Genomic DNA, 18,451 nt, shown 5'->3' with positions numbered 1-18,451 from the left:
ACGACCGCCGGGCCGAGCACCGGACGAGGAACGACGACGAGGAGAGAAGACATGAGCCAGTTCGAGGACGCGCACGCCCTGCAGGAGATCTTCGGCCGCCCGGGCACGGGCCCGCTCGCCGGGGTGGTGGTGGCGGATCTCAGCCGCGTGCTCGCCGGCCCCTACTGCACCATGCTGCTGGCGGACATGGGCGCGACCGTCATCAAGGTGGAGAGCACCGCGGGGGACGACGCCCGCGCGTGGGTCCCGCCCCACCGGGACGGCGAGAGCACCTTCTTCCTCTCGGTCAACCGCAACAAGCACTCGATCGCCCTGGACTTCTCGGACCCGGCGCAGCTCGAGGTCGTGGAGCGGATCATCGCCCGCGCGGACATCCTGGTGGAGAACTTCAAGCCCGGCGGCCTGGCGCGCTACGGCCTCGACTACGAGAGCGTCAGCGCCTGGCGCCCGGACCTCGTCTACGCCTCGATCACCGGCTTCGGCACCGCCGGCGGCGCCGATCTGCCCGGCTACGACCTGCTGGCCCAGGCCCTCTCCGGGATGATGAGCCTCACCGGGAGCCAGCACGGCGAGCCGTACCGGGCGGGCGTGGCCCTGTTCGACGTGATCACGGGCCTGCACGCCGCCACGGGCATCCTGGGCGCGTTCCACGAGCGGCAGTCCTCCGGGGCGGGCCAGCACGTGGAGCTGAACCTGCTGACCTCGGCGCTGTCCGGGCTGGTCAACCAGTCCGCCGCGTACGTGGCGGGCGGCAGCGTCCCCACCCGGATGGGCAACGAGCACCCGAGCCTCTACCCCTACGAGCCCTTCCCCACCCGGGACAAGGACATGGTCATCGCGGTGGGCAACAACGGGCAGTTCGCGCGGCTGTGCCGGTGCCTCGGGGCGCCCGAGCTCGCCGAGGACGACCGGTTCAGCACGGTGTCCGCGCGCAACGCCCACCGGGTGGAGCTGCGCCGGCTGATGGTCGAGCGGCTCGCCGCCCGGGACGCCGAGGACTGGTTCGAGCTGCTCAAGGCGGTCAAGGTGCCCTGCGCCCCGATCCTCGGGGTGGACGAGGGCGTCCGCTTCGCCGAGGGCCTCGGCCTGGACCCGGTGGTCCTGGCGGGAACGGGGGGCCGGGAGATCCCCACGGTCCGGCACCCGGTGGACTTCAGCCGCACCCCGGTCGACTACACGCAGGCCCCGCCCCGGCTCGACGGTGACCGGGACCGCGTCCTGGCCTGGCTCGAGCGCGGCGAGCCCGCGGTCCGGCAGGCGTCATGAGCGCCGTCAGCCCTACGAGCACCGTCCACACCACCGTGCTGCCCGTGCGCTGGTCCGACCAGGACCTCAACCGGCACGTCAACAACGCCCGGGTGGTGACCCTGCTCGAGGAGGCGCGGCTCTCCGCGATGGCCGCCTGGCTGGGGCAGGACGGTGTCCCGGACCCCGCCCGGCCGCGCGTGGTGGTGTCCCTGGCGCTGGACTACCTGCGCTCCATCGACCACGGCCCCGAGCTCACGGCCCGGGTGCGGGTCGCCCGGGTCGGCCGGTCGTCCTGCACGGTGGCCTACGAGCTGGTCCAGCACGGGCAGGTCGCGGTCCGCGCCCGGACGGTGCTCGTGCAGACGGATCCCGCCACGGGCCGCTCCACGCCGCTGCCGGACCGGGTCCGGGCCGCCCTGGCGGGCGTCGTCGTCCCGGAGCCGGAGCCGGAGCCGGAGACCGAACCGGGCTCCGTGACCGTGCGTGCATGACCGCGTTCCGGAGGGGGCGGGCCGGCCTGCGGGCGCGGCGGATCGCGTACCCGGCGCTGCTGGCCACCACGGCGCTGGGCACGATGTCCTCGAACGTGATCAACGCGCCGCTGTACGTCATCCAGACGGACCTCGGCATGACGGCGCAGCAGTCGGTGCTGGCCGTGAGCGCCTTCACGGTGGCGATGGCCACGGCCGTCCCGCTCGCGGGGTGGCTCGGCGACCGGCTCGGCGTCCGGGCCTTCCTGCTCTCGGCGCTGGGCGTCATGGTCCTCGCGGAGCTCACGGCGGCCGCGGCGGCGGGCATGGAGTCGCTCGTGCTCGCCCGGATGGTCCAGGGCGCGGCGTGCAGTGCGATCCCGCCCTGCGTGCAGGCGGCCCTGGTCAGCACCTGGCCGGAGCGCACCGCTCAGACGATGGGGGCGTGGGCCTCGGCCATCGGCGTGGGGCAGGCCGTGGGCCCGCCCTTCGGCGGCGTCCTCACCGAGGCCCTGGGCTGGCGCTGGGTGTTCGTGGTGCACGCCGGGCTGGTGCTCGTGCTGATCCTCCTGCTCGCGCTGTTCATGCCCCGCATCCGGCGGCGGCGCCCGCCGATGCACGTGGCCGCGATGGCCTGGCTCGTGGTCGGCGGCGGGTCGACGGCCGCCGCCGTGCTGCTGGCCGGACAGTCCGGCCCCTGGTCCTGGGCGGCCGCGAGCGCGGTCTCCGCGGTGCTCGGCTGGTGGCTGTTCGCCCGTCTCTCCCGGCGGCGGTCCCGGCGGGTCGCGGGGGACGCGGCGGCACCCCGGCCCCTGCTGGACCCGGCCCTGCTGCGGGACCCCGCCTATCTCACCGCCGCGGCCGGAGCAGGGCTGGCCATGGGCTCCATGGCCGTGGCCATCGTGGCCGTGCCCCTGTTCCTCGGCTCGGACCTGGGACTGGGGCCCGCCCGGATCGGGGCCGTGGTCTTCACCCTGGCGCTCGCCATGACGGCGGCGGGGCCCGTCGCGGCCCGGATGGGCCGCCGGCACGGGAGCGGGGTCCAGCTGAGCCGCGGCGTCCTGATCCTCGTGGTCGCCGCCCCGGTGGTCACCCTGGCCATGGTCTCGTCCGGCCTCGGTGTGGCCCGCTGGGTGATCGTCTCCCTGGTGGTCCTCGGGCTCGTGCTCGCCGGGACCGGGATCGCCTTCGCCCAGAGCGCGGCGGCCACGGAGCTCGTGCTCTCGCCCGCCGGGGGCTCGGGGACCGCGATCGGCATCCACAACATGATCCGCTTCCTCTCGATGGCCGTGGGCTACTCCGGGGTCTCCCTGGCGTGGGCCACCGGCGCCTCGATCCTCGTCTTCCCCGCGGTCGCCCTGACCGCGCTGGTCCTGCTCGCGATCCTGCGAGCCACCCGCCGGGAACTCCCGGCAGCACCGACCGCACCCACCACCGCGGGTCCTGGGACCCGCCGACGAAAGGACCGACCATGACCACCACCGCGAGCGCTCCCTCCACCGAGGCCCCGGCTGCCGTCCGCGCGGGAGCCGCGACCTCCGACTACTTCCGGCTCGACGACGACCTCACCCCCGAGGAGGTCGCCGTCCGGGACCGGGTGCGGGACTTCGCCCAGCAGCGCGTGCTGCCCGTGATCAACGACTACTGGGAGCGCGCCGAGTTCCCCTGGGAGCTGCTGCCCGGGCTGGCCGAGCTCGGCATCATCGGCACCACCATCCAGGGCCACGGCTGCCCGGGGATGTCGCGGAGGGCCGCCGGGATGGTGGCCCGGGAGATGGCCCGGGCCGACGGCAGCATCAACACGTTCCTGGGCGTGCACGGCAACCTGTGCATGGGGGCGCTGAACATGCTCGGCTCCGAGGAGCAGAAGGACCGCTGGCTGCCGGCCATGGCTCGGCTCGAGAAGACCGGCGCGTTCGCGCTCACGGAGCCCGAGCACGGCTCCGACTCGGTGGCCCTGGAGACCTCGGCCCGCCGCGAGGGCGAGGAGTGGGTGATCGACGGGCACAAGCGGTGGATCGGCAACGGGGACGCGGCCGACGTCGTCGTGCTCTTCGCGCGCAATGCCGAGGACGGGAAGGTCAACGCCTTCGTCGTGGAGAAGGACGACGACGGCAACCACCCCGCCGGCTACCGGCCCGAGGTGATCACGGGCAAGGTCGGCAAGCGGGCCATCCAGCAGGCCGACATCGTGCTCGAGGGCCTGCGGGTGCCGGACGCCAACCGGCTGGAGCACTGCCGGTCCTTCAAGGACGTCTCCCGGGTCCTGCAGGCCACCCGCGGCGGCGCCGCCTGGGAGGCCGTGGGCCACGGCATGGCGGCCTTCGAGATCGCCGCCGACTACGCCGCCCGCCGGCAGCAGTTCGGCCAGGTCATCGGCGGCTACCAGCTCGTCCAGGCCCGGCTGGCGAACATGCTCAGCGAGCTCACCACCATGCAGCTGCTGTGCGTGCGGATGGCCGAGCTCGCTGACCGCGGCCAGCTGTCCAACGCGCAGGCCTCGATGGTGAAGATGGCCACCGCGCAGAAGGGCAAGTGGATCTGCAACGAGGCCCGCGACCTCCTGGCGGGCAACGGGCTGCTGCTCGAGAACCACGTCGTCCGGCACATGACGGACATGGAGGTGGTCTCCACCTACGAGGGCACCGACTCCATCCAGGCGCTGCTCGTGGGCCGGGACATCACCGGAATCTCGGCCTTCAACTGAGCGCCGGCCCGTCCTGTCCCGCCCCCTCCTCGCCGAACTCACCGGTCCGGCCCGAGAGGCACGGGCGAACCACCGCGTCTCGGGGAGAACCGGTGAGTTCGGGGAGCCGGGGGCCTGGGGGAGCCGGGCGAGGTATCAGGAGGTGCTGGTGGGCAGGGCGGGCAGGGGGCCGTCCGGGGCGGGGAACACCGTCTCGGAGATCTCGATGACCGACTGCAGGGCCGGGCTGGCGTCCCCGTGGCGCCAGATGAGGCGGACCTCGACCGGCTTCTGCTCCTGCGTCAGCGGCTTGTAGACCACGCCGCGGGACGGCACGTTGTCCCGGACGCTGGAGAGGATCAGGGAGATGCCCATCCCGGCGCCCACGAGGACCACGAGCGTCCAGGAGTCCGGGGCCACCTGGACCACGCGCGGGACGAACCCCGCGTTCATCGCCAGCGTGTTGAGCCGGTTGGGCAGCGTGGCCCCCGCCCCGCCGGGCAGCACGATCCACGCCTCCTCGGCGAGGTCCTCGGCGTCGACCGTCTCGTGGTCGGCCAGCGGGTGGTTCTCCGGGAGGGCGACGAGCAGCTCCTCGAGGGCGACGAGCCGGGAGCTGATCTCCGCGGGCAGGAAGTCCCACCGGCCGATCACGAGGTCGAGGGAGTCGTCCAGGACCTTCTCCAGGCCCAGGTAGGAGAACTGCGAGCTGTAGAGCTCCAGGCTGATCCCGGGGCGCCGGCGCCGGACCTGGCGCGCCAGCTCGCCCACCGCCTGGTTCACGGAGGCCCCGGCGAAGCCGAGCCGCACCCGGCCGATCTCGCCCTCCTGCGACTTGCGGACCACGTCCTTGATCCGCCGCGCGAGCATGACCAGTTCCCGGGCCGGCTCCAGCAGGGCTTCGCCCTGCGGCGTGAGGGTCACGTGGCGGGTGTTGCGCTCGAACAGGGCGGCGCCCAGCTCGGCCTCCAGCTGCCGGATCAGGCGGCTCAGGGGCGGCTGCGCCATGTGCAGGCGCTTCGCCGCGCGGCCGAAGTGCAGCTCCTCCGCGACGGCGAGGAACGCCTGGGCCTTGTGGACTTCCATCCGGCCAGACTAGGTGCTGCTCGGACAGGGCTGCACGGGGGCGGTTTCGTCGCAATTGTCATTTGTGGGGCTTGCCCGCCCGTCCGTGGCATGCTTCCTCTCGTTATGAGGTTCGTCATGCTCCGGAAACACTCCGTGTCCGGCGCAGCAACACGGACTTCCTACAGTCGGAGCAGTACCGCTCGCCCCGCCCCCAAGGAGCAGCCCATGACTGAGCACGCCGGACCAGGATCCGCTCCCGTGCTCCCGCACGCGCGGCGACCGGCCCTCCGGGTGGTGGGCGGCACGGCCGTCGAGCCTGCTCGCCCCGAGCCCGTCCCCGCCGCGCCGGACCCGGCCGAGGAGGCGCGGGCGCGCGCCGCGGCCGCGCGGGCCGCCCATCCGTCCTCCGGCCTCGGCGTGCCGGGCTTCCGGCGCCCGCAGCCGGCCGCGCCCTCGGACCAGGAGAACCGTCCGGCGCCCCTGCCGGAGGAGCCCGGCACGCCCCCGGCAGTGCGGCGGCCCGACGTCCCGGCCCTCGACGGGGCCGGTCCGCACGTGGTCACGGGACCGGTGCTCCTGCCGGCGGCCCGGGCCGGGGACGTGCTCAAGGTCGAGGTCCTCCACGTCCTGGACCCCGAGGCGTCCCCCGGCCCGCTCGGCACCGGGTGCACCGCCTATCTGCCGGTTTGCGCGGACGGCGCCGTCTTCTGCCCCCGGGAGCTCCACCGGGCCCTGGGCGCCGCCGGTCAGCCCCTGTCCGGCACCTTCCGGGTGACCGTGTGCCGGACCAGCGCCCAGGGCGTGCCCGCCGTGGCGCACCGGCAGCCGTTCGCCGAGACCGACGAGCACTGGATCGTCGTCGGCCGCTCGGGCACGGAGGACGTCGACGAGCGGACGTTCTGCCTGACCGCGGCCATGCACCGGGCCGTGAGCGCCGGGGTGGACTTCCTGGCACGGGACCGCGGCATGGACCGGCCCATCGCCCACGCCTACCTCTCGAGCGCCGCGGAGTTCGCCGTCACCCGGCTGGAGGACAGCTCCGCAGGCGCCCACGGCCGGATCCGCAAGGCCGACTTCTGCTGACCGTCCCCCGCCCACGGGGCCTCGGCCGCCCCGTGCCGATCGATGTGCATTCGTAATCGTCATATTTCGCATGCAGTGCGCTGGACTCCCCGGTAACCCCCTACTGTGGGTGACGCAGGTCACGCGGGCGTCCGTGCGCGGTCCCGACAACGAGGTCGGGCTGTCTGCCGCCGGTAGCACCACGGCCGGGGCGCCCGGTGACCTGTCCAAACCTCCGGCGGTCCCGCACTGCTAGCCTCCGGGCATGACACCGTCCTCCCGGGCCGCCGCCCCCGTCACGTCCCTGCCGCGCACGCTCGCGCGGGTGCTGCTCGGGCTCGTCCTGCTCGGCGCCGGGATCAGCCACCTCACCGTGGCCCGCCAGGAGTTCACGGCCCAGGTCCCCCAGTGGATGCCCGTGCCCGACGACGCCGTGGTGCTCGGCTCCGGGGTGGTCGAGATCGTCCTCGGCGCCGCGCTGGTGGCCCTGCCCCGCCGGCGGGTGCTTTTCGGGTGGCTCGCCGCGGCGTTCTTCGTGGCCGTGTTCCCGGGCAACGTCTCGCAGTACCTCACGCGCACCGACGCCTTCGGCCTGGACACCGACCGCGCCCGGGCCGTGCGGCTGCTGTTCCAGCCGCTGCTCGTGCTGTGGGCCCTGTGGTCCACCGGGGCGTGGCGGGCGTGGCGCCGCTCCCGCCGGGATCAGTCCCGGCGGTCGGCGTAGCGATCCCGTACGCGCCGGTAGACGGTGAACGTGCCGAGATAGGCGAGGGCCGCGAGCACCACGACGGGCAGCCACTCCTGGGCGTCCACGGTGGTCAGCAGTGCTCCGGCGGAAGTCACCACCAGGGCCAGGACGAGCAGGCTCGCGACGATCGACTTCACGGGCGTCCTTCCGGGGCGCGGGGGCGTTCGGGGCAGCTCCAGCGTAGCGGCCCGGCGCCCGCGGCCCAGTACCCGCGGCCGGATGGACGCGGCCCGGCGGACGCTGTTCGCCGGCACCACCGCGACAACGGCGCCGCGGCGGCGAGGGCCCGTGGCAGCGGTCCGGCGGGCGCGGCCCGGGGCTTCAGCAGGCCTCGGCGAGCGCCCGGTCGGCCGCGTCCGCGGAGGGCTCCGCGGGGACGTCGCCCAGGTGCAGCAGGTCCACCACGTCCGCCTCCTCGAGGCCGGTCTCGCGGGCCAGGAGGGTGATCGGCACGCCGTGGCGCACGGCCAGGCGCAGCTCGTCGCGCAGCGTCTCCACGGCCTGGTCGAGCCGCCACCGCTCCGCCTCGAGATCGGACTCGAACGCGCAGAGGAGCTGTGCCTGCTCCTCGGCGTCGCCGGCGGCGAGGGGCCCGGCGTCCGCCAGGGCCTGGTCGAAGGCCCACTCGGCGGTCTCGACCCGCCCGGCCGCGGCGAGGACGCGCCGCGTGAAGAACGGGCGGAACAGCATCGCCTCGCCGTCGGGGACGATCGAGGGCACCGTGCCCCCGGGTGCCGGGGTCTCCTGCAGGAAGCCGCAGGCGCAGGCGTGCATCCACCGGCCGTCGACCGCCGCCTGGGCCACGGCGTGGTTGACGCGGTCCTCCACCTCGGCGAACTCGAGGGTGCGCACCGGCATGGGCCGCCCGCAGTGCACGGGGGCGGCGGGGCCCGCCCCGGGGTCGTTCCGGACCGCCCGGAGGGAGGAGGACTCTGCCGTCTCGACGGTGGACCGGTGGTGCAGCTGCTGCTTCATCTGGCGACCTTCCTCACGTATCCTGCTTCGTTCCACTGCGACTCCGTGCGCCTCGTCACGCCGTCGCACGGTTCCCATCGAACAGCAGTATTACTAGATTGTCTAGTTACCAGTTCTCCTGATTTGTAGATCGCCTACACTGGAGCCATGAGCGCACACCCCCAGACCTCGTCCGGCTACTGGTACGCCGCCGAGGGCGACCGCCCGCCGGCGGTGCAGGTGCTCGAGGCGCTCCGGGCCTACCGGGCGGCCGAGTCCGCCATGCGGCTGCGGACCCGGGACTCCATGGGCATGGGGGAGAAGGACGTGCTGGCCCTGCGCTACCTGCTCGAGGCGGACCGCGCCGGGACCCCGCTGAGCCCGCGGGACCTGGCGCGCAAGCTGGGCATCTCCTCGGCCTCCACCACCACGCTGCTGGACCGGCTGTCCCGCAGCGGCCACGTGGCGCGGCGTCCTCACCCCACGGACCGGCGGGCGCTGGTGATCGTGGCCACCGAGGAGGCCGACTGCGAGGTCCGCTCCACGCTCGGGGCCATGCACGAGCGCATGCTGAGCGCCGCGCGGGAGCTGACCGCCGAGGAGGCCGCGACTGTGACCGCCTTCCTGCAGAAGATGGCGGAGGCGGTCGAGGCCGTCGACGAGGCCCGGCTCCAGGAGCGCGTCGAGGACTGCCGGCACCCCGCCCCGGACCACGGGCGCGCCTGAGCCGCGCGCCCGGTGCGCCGGGGCCGCAGCGGAAGGCCGGCGAGCACCTCAAGGACGCCGCCCGCGACGTCGGCGACGGCCTGAAGAGCTGAGCGGGCGGGGGCGCACCCGGGCACCGCTCCGCACGGCGCGGAGTGCACGGTGTACTGCGCACCGTGCGGAGCGGACCCGTCAGTGGGTCGGGAAGCCCAGGTTGATCTGGGACTCCGAGGGCTCGGGCCAGCGGGTGGTGACGAGCTTGCGGCGGGTGTAGAAGTTGAAGGACTCCGGGCCGTACATGTGGGTGTCCCCGAACAGGGAGTTCTTCCAGCCGCCGAAGGAGAAGGCCCCGATCGGCACCGGGATCGGGACGTTGACCCCGACCATGCCGACCTCGACCTCGAACTCGAACTGCCGGGCGGTCTTGCCGTCGCGGGTGAACACCGCCACCCCGTTCGCGAACTGGTTGGTGTTGATCAGCCGCACGGCCTCCTCGTAGGTGTCCACCCGCACCACGGACAGCACGGGGCCGAAGATCTCCTCGTCGTAGACCTTCATCCCGGGCTTCACGTGGTCGATCAGCGAGACGCCGGTGAAGAACCCCTCGCCCTCGAACTCCTGGGTCGTGCCGTCGACGACGACGCTCGCCCCCTCGGCCTCCGCCCCGGTTACGTAGCCGTTGACCCGTTCCAGGGCCTGGCCGGTGATCAGCGGGCCCATCTCCGAGGCCGGGTCGGTGCCGTCGCCGATGGTCAGGCCCGCGATCCGCTCCTTGAGCCGGTCGATCAGCGGATCGGCCACGTCCCCGACGGTGACCAGCACCGAGACGGCCATGCAGCGCTCCCCGGCGGAGCCGTAGGCGGCCGAGATCGCCGCGTCCGCTGCCCCGTCCAGGTCCGCGTCCGGCATGACCACCATGTGGTTCTTCGCCCCGCCCAGGGCCTGGACGCGCTTGCCGTTGGCGGCGGAGGTCTCGTAGATGTACTTGGCGATCGGGGTGGAGCCCACGAAGGACACGGCCTTGACCAGCGGGTTGGTCAGCAGCTCGTCCACGGCCACCTTGTCCCCGTGCACCACGTTGAGCACCCCCGGCGGCAGGCCGGCCTCGGCGAAGGCCTCCGCGATCCACACCGCCGCGGAGGGGTCCCGCTCGGAGGGCTTGAGGATCACGGTGTTGCCGGCGGCGATCGCGGTGGTGATCATCCACAGCGGGACCATGGCGGGAAAGTTGAACGGGGTGATGCATGCGACCACGCCCACCGGCTGGCGGGTCTGGTGGACGTCCACCCCGGTGGCGGCCTGCTCCAGGAACTCACCCTTCATGTGGTGCATCAGCCCCGCGCAGAACTGCACGTTCTCCAGCCCGCGGGCGACCTCCCCGGCCGCGTCCGAGAGGACCTTGCCGTGCTCGGCGGTGATGATCGCGGCCAGCTCCGGGGTGCGCTCGCGGATGATGTTCTCGACCTTGAACATGATCGCCGAGCGCTTCGACATCCCGGTGGCCCGCCAGGCCGGCAGGGCGAGCTCGGCGGCCTCCACGGCGGTGGCGACCTCCTCGGCGGAGGCCAGCAGCACCTGCCTGGCCACCTGCCCGGTCGCGGGGTTGTAGACGTCGGCGGTGCGCTCGGAGCCGCCGCGGCGGGCCCCGTCGATGAAGTGCTCGATGACCTCGCCGGCGCCCCGGGGGTCCTGGGCGCCCCGCTCGGCGTCCTGCTGCGCGCGGGTCTCGGCGTCCTGCTTGGTGTTCTGCATGGTGTCCTCCTCGGTCGTGGTGGTCTCGGCGCCGCTCAGGCCCGGTCCGGGTCCCAGCCCGGGATCTTCCCGTCCGGCGCGGCGTACTTGGTGATGAGGGAGCAGTCCTTGTCCCCGAGGCCCTCGTCGATGAGCTGCTGCAGCCTCTCGGCCACGAGCTCCGCCGCGGGCAGCCGCACGCCGGTCTGCTCGCCCGCCATGAGCGCCAGCCCGGCGTCCTTGGCGGCGAGGACGGCGCTGAAGGTGGCCTCGAAGTTCTTGTTGGCCGCGGCGGAGTCCACGATCCCGGGCACGGGGTACCAGGTCTGCAGCGCCCAGGAGTTGCCGGAGGACACCGAGGCGATGTCCCAGAACACCTGGGGGTCCAGGCCCAGCCGGTCGGCGAGCACGGAGCCCTCCGCGCAGGCCTCGAGACAGATGAACAGCATCATGTTGTTGACGATCTTGGCGGCCTGGCCCGTGCCGGCGTGGCCCGTGGCCACGATCTTGCGGGCCATGGGCTCGATGAACGTCCGGGCCTGCTCGACGACGTCGGGCTTCCCGCCGACCATGAAGGTCAGGGTGGCCGCCGCCGCCCCGCTGATCCCGCCGGAGACCGGCGCGTCCACGAAGCGGAAGCCGGCCTCCTCGGCCGCCTGGTGCAGGTGCTCCGCGGTCTCCACGTCGATCGTGGAGCTGTCGATGAGCAGCGCGTCCTTCGGCGCGAGCGCGATGACGCCGCTGTCGCCGAGGTACACGGCGCGGGCGTGCTCGCCCTTGGGGAGCATCGTGAACACGACCTCGGCGCCCTGCAGCGCCTCCTCCAGGGTGTCGAAGGTCTGCACTCCGTGGTCGCGGGCAGCCGCCATGGCGGCGGCGCTGACGTCGTGGCCGCGGACGTCGTGGCCCGCCTTGACGAGGTTGCCGGACATCGGGTTGCCCATGTGGCCGAGGCCGATCCAGGTGATGGTGGTCATCGGGGAGTCCCTTCTGCGGGGTCGAGAACTGCGGGGTGTCGAGCGGTGAGGCCCCGGGCGGCGGGGCGCCGGACGGCGGGGGGAGCGCGCAGCGCGCCCAGCGGCGGACCGGGGCTCCGGTCCGCCGCTGGGCGCGGGCGGGTGCTGGTGCGGATCAGGAGGTCCGCTCTCGGGCCGACTTCTCCTCGGAGAGCCGGCGCCGGTCCTCGGCGTCGACGTCGTGGAGGGAGATGCCCTTGGTCTCGCGCAGCGTGGCCACCGCGATCAGGGTGACGAGGCAGGCCGCGGCGATGTAGATCGCGATCGGCACCCACGAGTTGAACTCGCGCAGCAGCGCGGTCGCGATGATCGGGGCCAGCGAGCCGGCCACGATCGAGGTCACCTGATAGCCCAGGGAGACGCCCGAGTAGCGCATCCGGGTGGGGAACATCTCGGCCATGATCGCCGGCTGCCCGGCGTACATGAGCGCGTGGATCATCAGGCCCAGGGTGATGGCCGCCAGGATGATGAAGCTGTTGTCCGTGTTGAACATCGGGAACGCGAGGAAGGCCCAGAAGGCACCCAGCACGGCGCCGGCGGCGTACATCGGGCGGCGGCCCACCTTGTCGGTGGCCCGGCCCACGAGCGGCACGCAGATCGCGTGGATCACGTGGGCGATGAGCAGCAGGAGCAGGATCCGGCTGGTGTCCACGTCCCGCTGGGTGGACAGATAGGTGATCGAGAAGGTCACCACCACGTAGTAGAGGATGTTCTCCGCGAAGCGCAGGCCCATGGCGCCGAAGACGCCGCGGGGATAGCGGCGGAAGACCTCGCCCACGCCGTAGCCGGCCTTCTTCTCCTCGACGAACTCCTCCTGCGCCTGCTTGAAGATCGCCGCGTCCGTGACGTGGGTGCGGATGTAGTAGCCGATGGCCACGATGACCACCGAGAGCCAGAAGCCCACGCGCCAGCCCCAGGACAGGAACGCCTCCTCGGAGAGGGTGAAGGACAGGGTGAGCAGCACGACGGTGGCCAGCAGGTTGCCCAGCGGCACGGCCGCCTGCGGCCAGCTGGACCAGAAGCCGCGCTCCTTGTTGGGGGAGTGCTCGGCCACGAGCAGCACGGCGCCGCCCCACTCGCCGCCCACCGCGAAGCCCTGCACGAAGCGCAGCACCACGAGCATGGCCGCGGCCCAGTAGCCGATCTGGTCATAGCCGGGCAGGCAGCCCATGAGGAAGGTGGCCGCGCCGACCATGACGATCGAGATCTGCAGCAGGTGCTTGCGCCCGTACTTGTCGCCGAAGTGGCCGAAGACGATGCCGCCCAGGGGGCGGGCGACGAAGCCGACCGCGTAGATCAGGAACGCCTTGAGGATGCCGTCCAGCGGGTTGCCGGTGTCCACGAAGAAGAGCTGGCCGAAGACCAGGGTGGACGCGGTGGCGAAGAGGAAGAACTCGTACCACTCCACGACCGTGCCGGCCATCGAGGCCGCCACGACCTTCTTCAGCCCACCCCGGTTCTCGGGGGAGTCGTTCGGGTCCGCCGAGGCGGCGACCCTGTCCTCAGTGCTCATGGGGTTCTCCTCTTGCTGGGGAAGCGGTGACGGTGGTCACAATGTTTGCCTACAGTGTGCGGATCTGTGGCCCCCTTCACAATGACCATGCGCTCGCCGTGCCTGTGCAAAAATGCACATACCGTCCGGTCGTGTGCACTGTCCGGTGCGGGTCCCGCCATCCGGAGGAGTTGCCCCTTGTCGCACGGCGCCGACGACCTCCTGCTCCTGCTCGCCGTGGTCCGCCACGGCTCCTACGCGGGCGCCGCCGCCGACCTCGGGCTCAGCCACACGACCGTGTCGCGGCGCATGGCGGCCCTCGAGCGGACCGTGGGCGCCCGGCTGCTCGTGCGCTCGGGGGACATGTGGGAGCCCAGCGAGCTGGGCCGGAAGTTCGTGTCCGCCGGCGAGGAGATCGAGTCCGCGATGGGCTCGCTGCCGCTGGGCCCGGGCGGGCGCGGCAACTCGGTCAGCGGCGTGGTGCGGGCGCTCGCCCCGGACGGCTTCGGCGGCGTGGTCATGGGCGCGGCCATGCGGCGGCTGATCGAGGAGCACCCCGGGGTGCGGCTGGAGATGATCAACGCGGCCCGGCGGGCGCAGACCAACCCGGTGGGCATCGACCTCGAGGTGGTCGTGGGGCGCCCGGAGGTCTCCCGCAAGGAGGCTTTCCACCTGGCCGACTACTCCCTGGGGGTCTACGCCTCGCGGGACTACCTCGCCGCCCACCCGCCCCTGCGCACGCCCGAGCAGGTGCAGGAGCACCCGCTCATCTACTTCGTGGAGTCGATGCAGGACGTCGCCGAGCTGGACATCCCGCGCCGGCGGTTCCCGCGGATGCGCCAGGGCGTGGGGGCCACGTCCTCCGTGGTGCACGTGGAGCTCACCCGCGCCGGCGCGGGCATCGGCCTGCTGCCCTGCTACCTCGCCGAGCGGGCCGGGGACCTGGTGCGGCTCTTCCCCGGGGAGCTCTGGTTCCCCGTGGAGTACTGGGTGGTCTCGCGCGCCGACCTGCTCCGCCGGCCCGCCGTGCAGGCCGTCATGGCCGCGATCCGCGCGGCGGTGGCGGACATGAAGGACGAGCTGGTCGCTGCTCCGCCGCCGGGCTGACGGGCCGGGCCTACCGGGAGCGCAGGATGTCGAAGACCGAGGAGTCGTCGTGCCGGCCGTGGCCCTCGCGGCGGCCGCGCACGTAGAGCTGCTCGGCCGCGGAGGCCAGCGGCACCGGCTGGGCGACCGCCCGGGCGGCGTCGGTGACCAGGCCCATGTCCTTGACGAAGATGTCCAGGGCGGAGCGGACCTCCGCCTCCTCGCCCTGCAGCATCCGCGGGCCGCGGTCCTCGAACATGAAGGACGTGGCGGCCCCGGTGGAGAGGACCTCCAGGCACTGCGCCGGGTCCAGGCCCATGGAGTCGGCCAGGGCCAGGGCCTCGCCCGCCACGGCGATGTGCACCCCGCACAGCAGCTGGTTGACCACCTTGAAGCGCTGCCCGTCGCCCACCCGGGACCCCACGAGCGGCGCGTTGGCGGCCATCGCGTCCAGCAGCGGCCGGACCGCGGCGACGTCCTCCTCGGCGCCGCCGACCATCACGAGCAGGTCCCCGGTGGCCGCGCGCGCCGTCCCGCCGGACACCGGCGCGTCCACGATCCGCACGCCGCGGGACTCGAGGCCCTGCGCGCAGGACTCCACGGTCTGGGGCCCGACGGTCGCCATCACGAGCAGCACCGTGTCCGGGCCGAGGGCCTCGGCGACGCCGCGCTCGCCGAACAGCACGTCGTGCAGCTGCGCCCCGGTCGCGACCATGACGACGACGACGTCCGCGCCGGCCGCCGCCTCGCGGGGGTCGGCCAGCAGCTCAAGGGCGTCGCCCACCTGCTCCCGGGCGCGGGGCGAGACGTCGAAGCCGCGGACGGAGAAGCCGGCGCGGGCCAGGGTGAGGGCCATGGGGGCGCCCATGGCGCCGAGGCCGAGGAAGCCGACGGACAGGGTGGAGCTCATGAGGGGTCCTCCTGGGAAGCGGGTGTGCTGGACGGGGTGCCCCGGCCGGCCGACCGGGCGCGCTCGGCGGCCCCGTCGAGGACCTTCACCACGTCGGCGAGGGCGCTCTCTCCGCCCACGTTGCCGGGGAAGACCACGTAGGGTCCGCCCTGGGTGGTCTCCGGGGCGTCGGTGGGCTGGAACAGGGAGATCTGGCCGGGGAAGAACTGGCCGGTGACGGTGGCCCGGCGGATCCCGAGGCCCCGGTGGGCCACCTCGTGGGAGGTGATCCCGCCCTTGGCCACGACCCACGCCGGGCGGGACTGCGCCACGCCGTGCACGACCGCCACGAGCGCGTCCGAGACCGAGCGCGCGATGGCCAGCGACTCGTCGGGGTCCTCCGTGCGCACGAGCTCCCGGCTGGTCCACACCACCGCGTCGCGGCCCGCCAGCGCGTCGGTGATCCGCGCGACGGCGTCGGCCACGTAGCCGGGGCGGGCGGCGTCGTCGAGCAGGGTGGGCACGTCCAGCTCCACCTCGTACAGGTCACGGCGGGCGCGCAGCTCGGCGAGCTGGCGGTTGGTGAGCCCCACGTGGGAGCCCACGGCCACGAGCCCGTGCGGCAGGCGGTCCGGGCCCACCGTGATGTCCTCGGGGCCCAGCTCCCGCGAGTCGGTGAGCCCGGCGAGGGGGCGCACGAAGGACGGCCCGCACCGGGTGACGAAGGTCCGCCCCTCGGACTCGAGCACCGCGAGCGCCTCCGCCACGGTCTCGAGGTCCGCGTACTCCGTGGCGTTGACCACCACCCAGGCCCGGTCCCGGGCCCGGCGCAGGATTCCCGCGACGGCGGACACGCCCCCGGCGCGGATGTCGTCGAGACCGATCGACAGGATCGCGTCCCGGTCCAGCGCCCCGCCGGAGCGCTCCACGAGGAAGTCCTTGAGGTCGGAGGCGGAGTAGCCGAAGGTCGCGTCCGCGGCGAAGTCGGTCTCGCCCACGGGCATCGGGCGGCCCTGCAGGACCGCCCAGTGGACGTCGCCCTCGGTGTACCGGCCGGCCTCGAGCATGGCCGGGGCGAAGAGGAAGCCGTCCACGGCCGTCCCGTGCTGGGCGAGCACGTCCGCCAGGGCGGTGGGCTCGGCGATGACGTGCCCGCGCAGGGTCGAGTCGCTGCGGGAGACCAGGTGGGGCAGCGGCAGGCCCTCGGCGGCGAGGCTCTGCAGGACCGAGGAGACGAGGTCCGTGTTGAGCGCCACGGCCTCGGCCTCGGGCCGGGCCCGGCTGTTGGTGAGCACGAAGCACGTGCGCCCGGGGTGGCGGACGACGTCCAGGACGGGGCCGGGATCGAGCTCGAGGACGACGTCGACGTCGTGGACGCACTGGGATCCGGTGGGGTCGTCGTCGAGCACGAGCAGGGTGCGCGAGGTGGTCATGCAGGGACTTCCTTTCGGGAAGGGGCTGGAGCGGGCGGCAGATCCTCGTCGATCTCCGGGCCGACGCTCCACCTGTAAGATGTCAGACATTCTACGTGGCGTGGCACACATCGTCCACGCCGCCGGGGGAAGCGCCGGCCGCCGGAGCATCAGACCTCCGGTGTTCGCCGGTGGGTAGACTTCCCTGTCAGGGCGGGAGCCGGCACCGGAGCCGCCGCCCGCCGTCCGCCGCACCGAGGAGGAGCGCCATGGCACGACCGTCCCTGGTCGACCAGGTCGCCGACGCCCTTCTCGACCGGATCATCGCGGGGGACTTCCCTCCGGGGGCGGCGGTTCCCGGGGAGATCGAGCTCAGCGCGCAGCACCAGGTCAGCCGCATGACGGTGCGGGAGGCGATCAGGACCCTGGGCGCCCAGCGCATCCTGCGCGTGGAGCGCGGCCGGGGCACCTTCGTGAACCCCGTGTCCCGGTGGGCGTCCCTCGACGCCGTCATCCGGGCCGTCTCCGAGGGGCAGGACGACGCGGCGGCCGCCGTGCAGCTCATCGAGCTGCGCCGCTTCCTGGAGTCCGGGGCCTGCGAGCTGGCCGCCGGGCGGCTCTCCGCCGAGGAGCTGGACGAGCTGGCCCGGGACGCCGACGCCATGGCGGACGCCCACCGCACCCAGGACGTGGCGGCCTTCGTGGCCGCCGACCTGCGCTTCCACGAGCGGATCCTGCAGGCCTCCGGCAACGTGTTCGTCGCGGTCCTGTTCGAACCGCTGCACCGCGTGCTGGCGGAGCGGCGCGCCCAGACCTCCCGGGTGCCCGAGATCCAGGCCCACGCCGTCGCCGAGCACCGCAGGATCGTCGCCGCCCTGGCCTCCGCCGACCCCGTCCGGGCCCGCCAGGCCATGGACCAGCACCTGCAGCAGACGCTCGCCGACCTGAAGACCTACGTGCTGGGGGACCGCTTCCCGGCCGACCGCTGAACGACTCCTGACGAAGGACTCCGCCCATGCGCGCCAACATGCTCGACGTCGTCACCACCGCCCTCGACGCCCGCACCGCCGTGCCGGCGCTGAGCACCTACGACTTCGCCACGGCCCAGGCCGTGGTGGAGGCCAGCGAGCGCGCGGGCCGCCCCGTGATCCTCCTGGTCCCGTCGAAGGCGGCCGCGGGGACCGGCGGGCGCCGCTTCGTCACCGCGTTGCGCCACCTCGCCGACGACGCCGCCACCCCCGTGTGCGTGCAGCTGGACCACGCCGTGGACCTGGGGCTGATCGAGCAGGCCGCGGCGGCCGGTGCCGACGCCGTCCTGGCCGACGGCTCGGCTTTGCCCGCGGCGGAGAACGCCGAGTTCGTCACCCGGGCCCGCGAGCTCGTGGGCCCCGGCGTGGTGCTCGAGGGGGAGCTCGGCAGCCTCCCCGGCACCAAGGACACGGCCCGGACCACCGGGCCCGGCGGCATGACCGACCCCGACGAGGTCCCGGGGTTCCTGACCGCGTCCCGGGCGGACCTGCTGGCCGTGGCGGTGGGCAACGTGCACGGGCACTACCAGGGCATCCCGCGCCTGCACTGGGGCCGCCTGGAACAGATCTGCGAGGCCGCCGGCCGGACCCCGCTCGTGCTGCACGGCGCCTCCGGGATCCCCGAGACGATGCTGGTCCGCGCGCCCCTGGCGGGCATCGGCAAGGTCAACGTCAACACCGAGCTGCGCGCCGCGATCTTCGCGACCCTCGCGGACCGGTGCGAGGAGCGCAGGAGCCAGGGCCTGGACCTGTGGGCGCTCCTGGAGGACTGGACCGCGGCGGTGGGCGAGTTCACCACGCTGGCCCACGGGCTGACCACCGCCGAGGCGTGCCCCCGGAATACCTGAGCACCGGT

General features: G+C 73.5%; 18 protein-coding genes. 10 read left to right on the top strand and 8 right to left on the bottom strand.

Annotated features, from left to right (window positions below; genetic code table 11):
• Nucleotides 1-51 precede the first annotated feature (51 nt).
• The 4 genes from RCG67_RS00190 to RCG67_RS00175 are packed head-to-tail and all read left to right on the top strand — an operon-like array spanning nt 52 to nt 4,425.
• Nucleotides 52-1,266, top strand: coding sequence for a CaiB/BaiF CoA transferase family protein (locus RCG67_RS00190; RefSeq protein WP_368824294.1), 1,215 nt, complete (start codon nt 52-54; stop codon nt 1,264-1,266).
• Nucleotides 1,263-1,739, top strand: coding sequence for an acyl-CoA thioesterase (locus tag RCG67_RS00185; protein WP_368824293.1), 477 nt, complete (start codon nt 1,263-1,265; stop codon nt 1,737-1,739). The genes RCG67_RS00190 and RCG67_RS00185 overlap by 4 nt, the downstream gene beginning before the upstream one ends.
• Nucleotides 1,736-3,193: an MFS transporter gene (locus tag RCG67_RS00180; RefSeq protein WP_368824292.1), complete on the top strand. Its 1,458-nt coding sequence runs from the start codon at nt 1,736-1,738 to the stop codon at nt 3,191-3,193. The genes RCG67_RS00185 and RCG67_RS00180 overlap by 4 nt, the downstream gene beginning before the upstream one ends.
• Nucleotides 3,190-4,425: an acyl-CoA dehydrogenase family protein gene (locus tag RCG67_RS00175; protein WP_368824291.1), complete on the top strand. Its 1,236-nt coding sequence runs from the start codon at nt 3,190-3,192 to the stop codon at nt 4,423-4,425. Before RCG67_RS00180 ends, RCG67_RS00175 begins: the two co-directional genes overlap by 4 nt.
• A 135-nt stretch (nt 4,426-4,560) precedes the next feature.
• Here RCG67_RS00175 and RCG67_RS00170 read toward each other — a convergent pair whose 3' ends face one another.
• The gene (locus RCG67_RS00170; RefSeq protein WP_368824290.1) at nt 4,561-5,490 is read right to left on the bottom strand and encodes a LysR family transcriptional regulator; all 930 of its coding nucleotides are present in this window, start codon (nt 5,488-5,490) and stop codon (nt 4,561-4,563) included.
• Nucleotides 5,491-5,697: 207 nt separating this feature from the next.
• Here RCG67_RS00170 and RCG67_RS00165 point away from each other — a divergent pair, with 207 nt between their 5' ends.
• Nucleotides 5,698-6,555 carry an acetamidase/formamidase family protein gene (locus tag RCG67_RS00165; RefSeq protein ID WP_368824289.1) on the top strand — a complete coding sequence of 286 codons (858 nt, stop codon included), beginning with the start codon at nt 5,698-5,700 and terminating at the stop codon, nt 6,553-6,555.
• A gap of 244 nt (nt 6,556-6,799) precedes the next feature.
• The gene (locus RCG67_RS00160; RefSeq protein WP_368824288.1) at nt 6,800-7,258 is read left to right on the top strand and encodes a DoxX family protein; all 459 of its coding nucleotides are present in this window, start codon (nt 6,800-6,802) and stop codon (nt 7,256-7,258) included.
• On the opposite strand, the gene RCG67_RS00155 is transcribed toward RCG67_RS00160, so the two are convergent.
• Nucleotides 7,237-7,419 carry a hypothetical protein gene (locus tag RCG67_RS00155; protein ID WP_368824287.1) on the bottom strand — a complete coding sequence of 61 codons (183 nt, stop codon included), beginning with the start codon at nt 7,417-7,419 and terminating at the stop codon, nt 7,237-7,239. The two genes, RCG67_RS00160 and RCG67_RS00155, sit on opposite strands and share 22 nt — an antisense overlap.
• A 184-nt stretch (nt 7,420-7,603) precedes the next feature.
• Complete coding sequence (locus tag RCG67_RS00150) at nt 7,604-8,257, bottom strand: hypothetical protein (RefSeq protein WP_368824286.1); 654 nt, start codon at nt 8,255-8,257, stop codon at nt 7,604-7,606.
• 147 nt (nt 8,258-8,404) lie between these two features.
• Here RCG67_RS00150 and RCG67_RS00145 point away from each other — a divergent pair, with 147 nt between their 5' ends.
• Entirely contained in the window at nt 8,405-8,962 is a 558-nt protein-coding gene (locus tag RCG67_RS00145) for a MarR family winged helix-turn-helix transcriptional regulator (protein WP_368824285.1), read from the top strand.
• 171 nt (nt 8,963-9,133) lie between these two features.
• Here RCG67_RS00145 and RCG67_RS00140 read toward each other — a convergent pair whose 3' ends face one another.
• The 3 genes from RCG67_RS00140 to RCG67_RS00130 all read right to left on the bottom strand — a co-directional run bounded on the left by RCG67_RS00140 (nt 9,134) and on the right by RCG67_RS00130 (nt 13,201).
• The gene (locus RCG67_RS00140) at nt 9,134-10,693 is read right to left on the bottom strand and encodes a CoA-acylating methylmalonate-semialdehyde dehydrogenase (RefSeq protein ID WP_368824284.1); all 1,560 of its coding nucleotides are present in this window, start codon (nt 10,691-10,693) and stop codon (nt 9,134-9,136) included.
• A 35-nt stretch (nt 10,694-10,728) separates the two neighbouring features.
• The gene (mmsB, locus tag RCG67_RS00135) at nt 10,729-11,649 is read right to left on the bottom strand and encodes a 3-hydroxyisobutyrate dehydrogenase (protein ID WP_368824283.1); all 921 of its coding nucleotides are present in this window, start codon (nt 11,647-11,649) and stop codon (nt 10,729-10,731) included.
• A gap of 154 nt (nt 11,650-11,803) precedes the next feature.
• Entirely contained in the window at nt 11,804-13,201 is a 1,398-nt protein-coding gene (locus RCG67_RS00130) for an MFS transporter (protein WP_368824282.1), read from the bottom strand.
• 177 nt (nt 13,202-13,378) lie between these two features.
• On the opposite strand from RCG67_RS00130, the gene RCG67_RS00125 reads away from it, so the two are divergent.
• Nucleotides 13,379-14,287: a LysR family transcriptional regulator gene (locus RCG67_RS00125; protein ID WP_368824281.1), complete on the top strand. Its 909-nt coding sequence runs from the start codon at nt 13,379-13,381 to the stop codon at nt 14,285-14,287.
• A 10-nt stretch (nt 14,288-14,297) separates the two neighbouring features.
• Here RCG67_RS00125 and RCG67_RS00120 read toward each other — a convergent pair whose 3' ends face one another.
• Complete coding sequence (locus RCG67_RS00120) at nt 14,298-15,176, bottom strand: NAD(P)-dependent oxidoreductase (protein ID WP_368824280.1); 879 nt, start codon at nt 15,174-15,176, stop codon at nt 14,298-14,300.
• Nucleotides 15,173-16,588, bottom strand: a complete 1,416-nt coding sequence (locus tag RCG67_RS00115) for a four-carbon acid sugar kinase family protein (RefSeq protein ID WP_368824279.1) — start codon at nt 16,586-16,588, stop codon at nt 15,173-15,175. The genes RCG67_RS00120 and RCG67_RS00115 overlap by 4 nt, the downstream gene beginning before the upstream one ends.
• A gap of 248 nt (nt 16,589-16,836) precedes the next feature.
• Here RCG67_RS00115 and RCG67_RS00110 point away from each other — a divergent pair, with 248 nt between their 5' ends.
• Together RCG67_RS00110 and RCG67_RS00105 are read left to right on the top strand one after the other, a co-directional pair.
• Nucleotides 16,837-17,556 (top strand): FadR/GntR family transcriptional regulator, encoded by a 720-nt coding sequence (locus RCG67_RS00110; protein WP_368824278.1) that lies wholly within the window; start codon nt 16,837-16,839, stop codon nt 17,554-17,556.
• 26 nt (nt 17,557-17,582) lie between these two features.
• On the top strand, nt 17,583-18,443 hold the full coding sequence (locus RCG67_RS00105) for a class II fructose-bisphosphate aldolase (RefSeq protein WP_368824277.1): 861 nt from the start codon (nt 17,583-17,585) through the stop codon (nt 18,441-18,443).
• The last annotated feature ends 8 nt before the right edge of the window (nt 18,444-18,451 follow it).

The sequence above is a fragment of the Kocuria cellulosilytica genome (assembly GCF_040981245.1).
GTDB classification, from domain to species: domain Bacteria; phylum Actinomycetota; class Actinomycetes; order Actinomycetales; family Micrococcaceae; genus Kocuria; species Kocuria cellulosilytica.
Note: the sequence above shows the minus strand (reverse complement) of the source record. Positions and strands in the feature narration are given on the sequence as shown.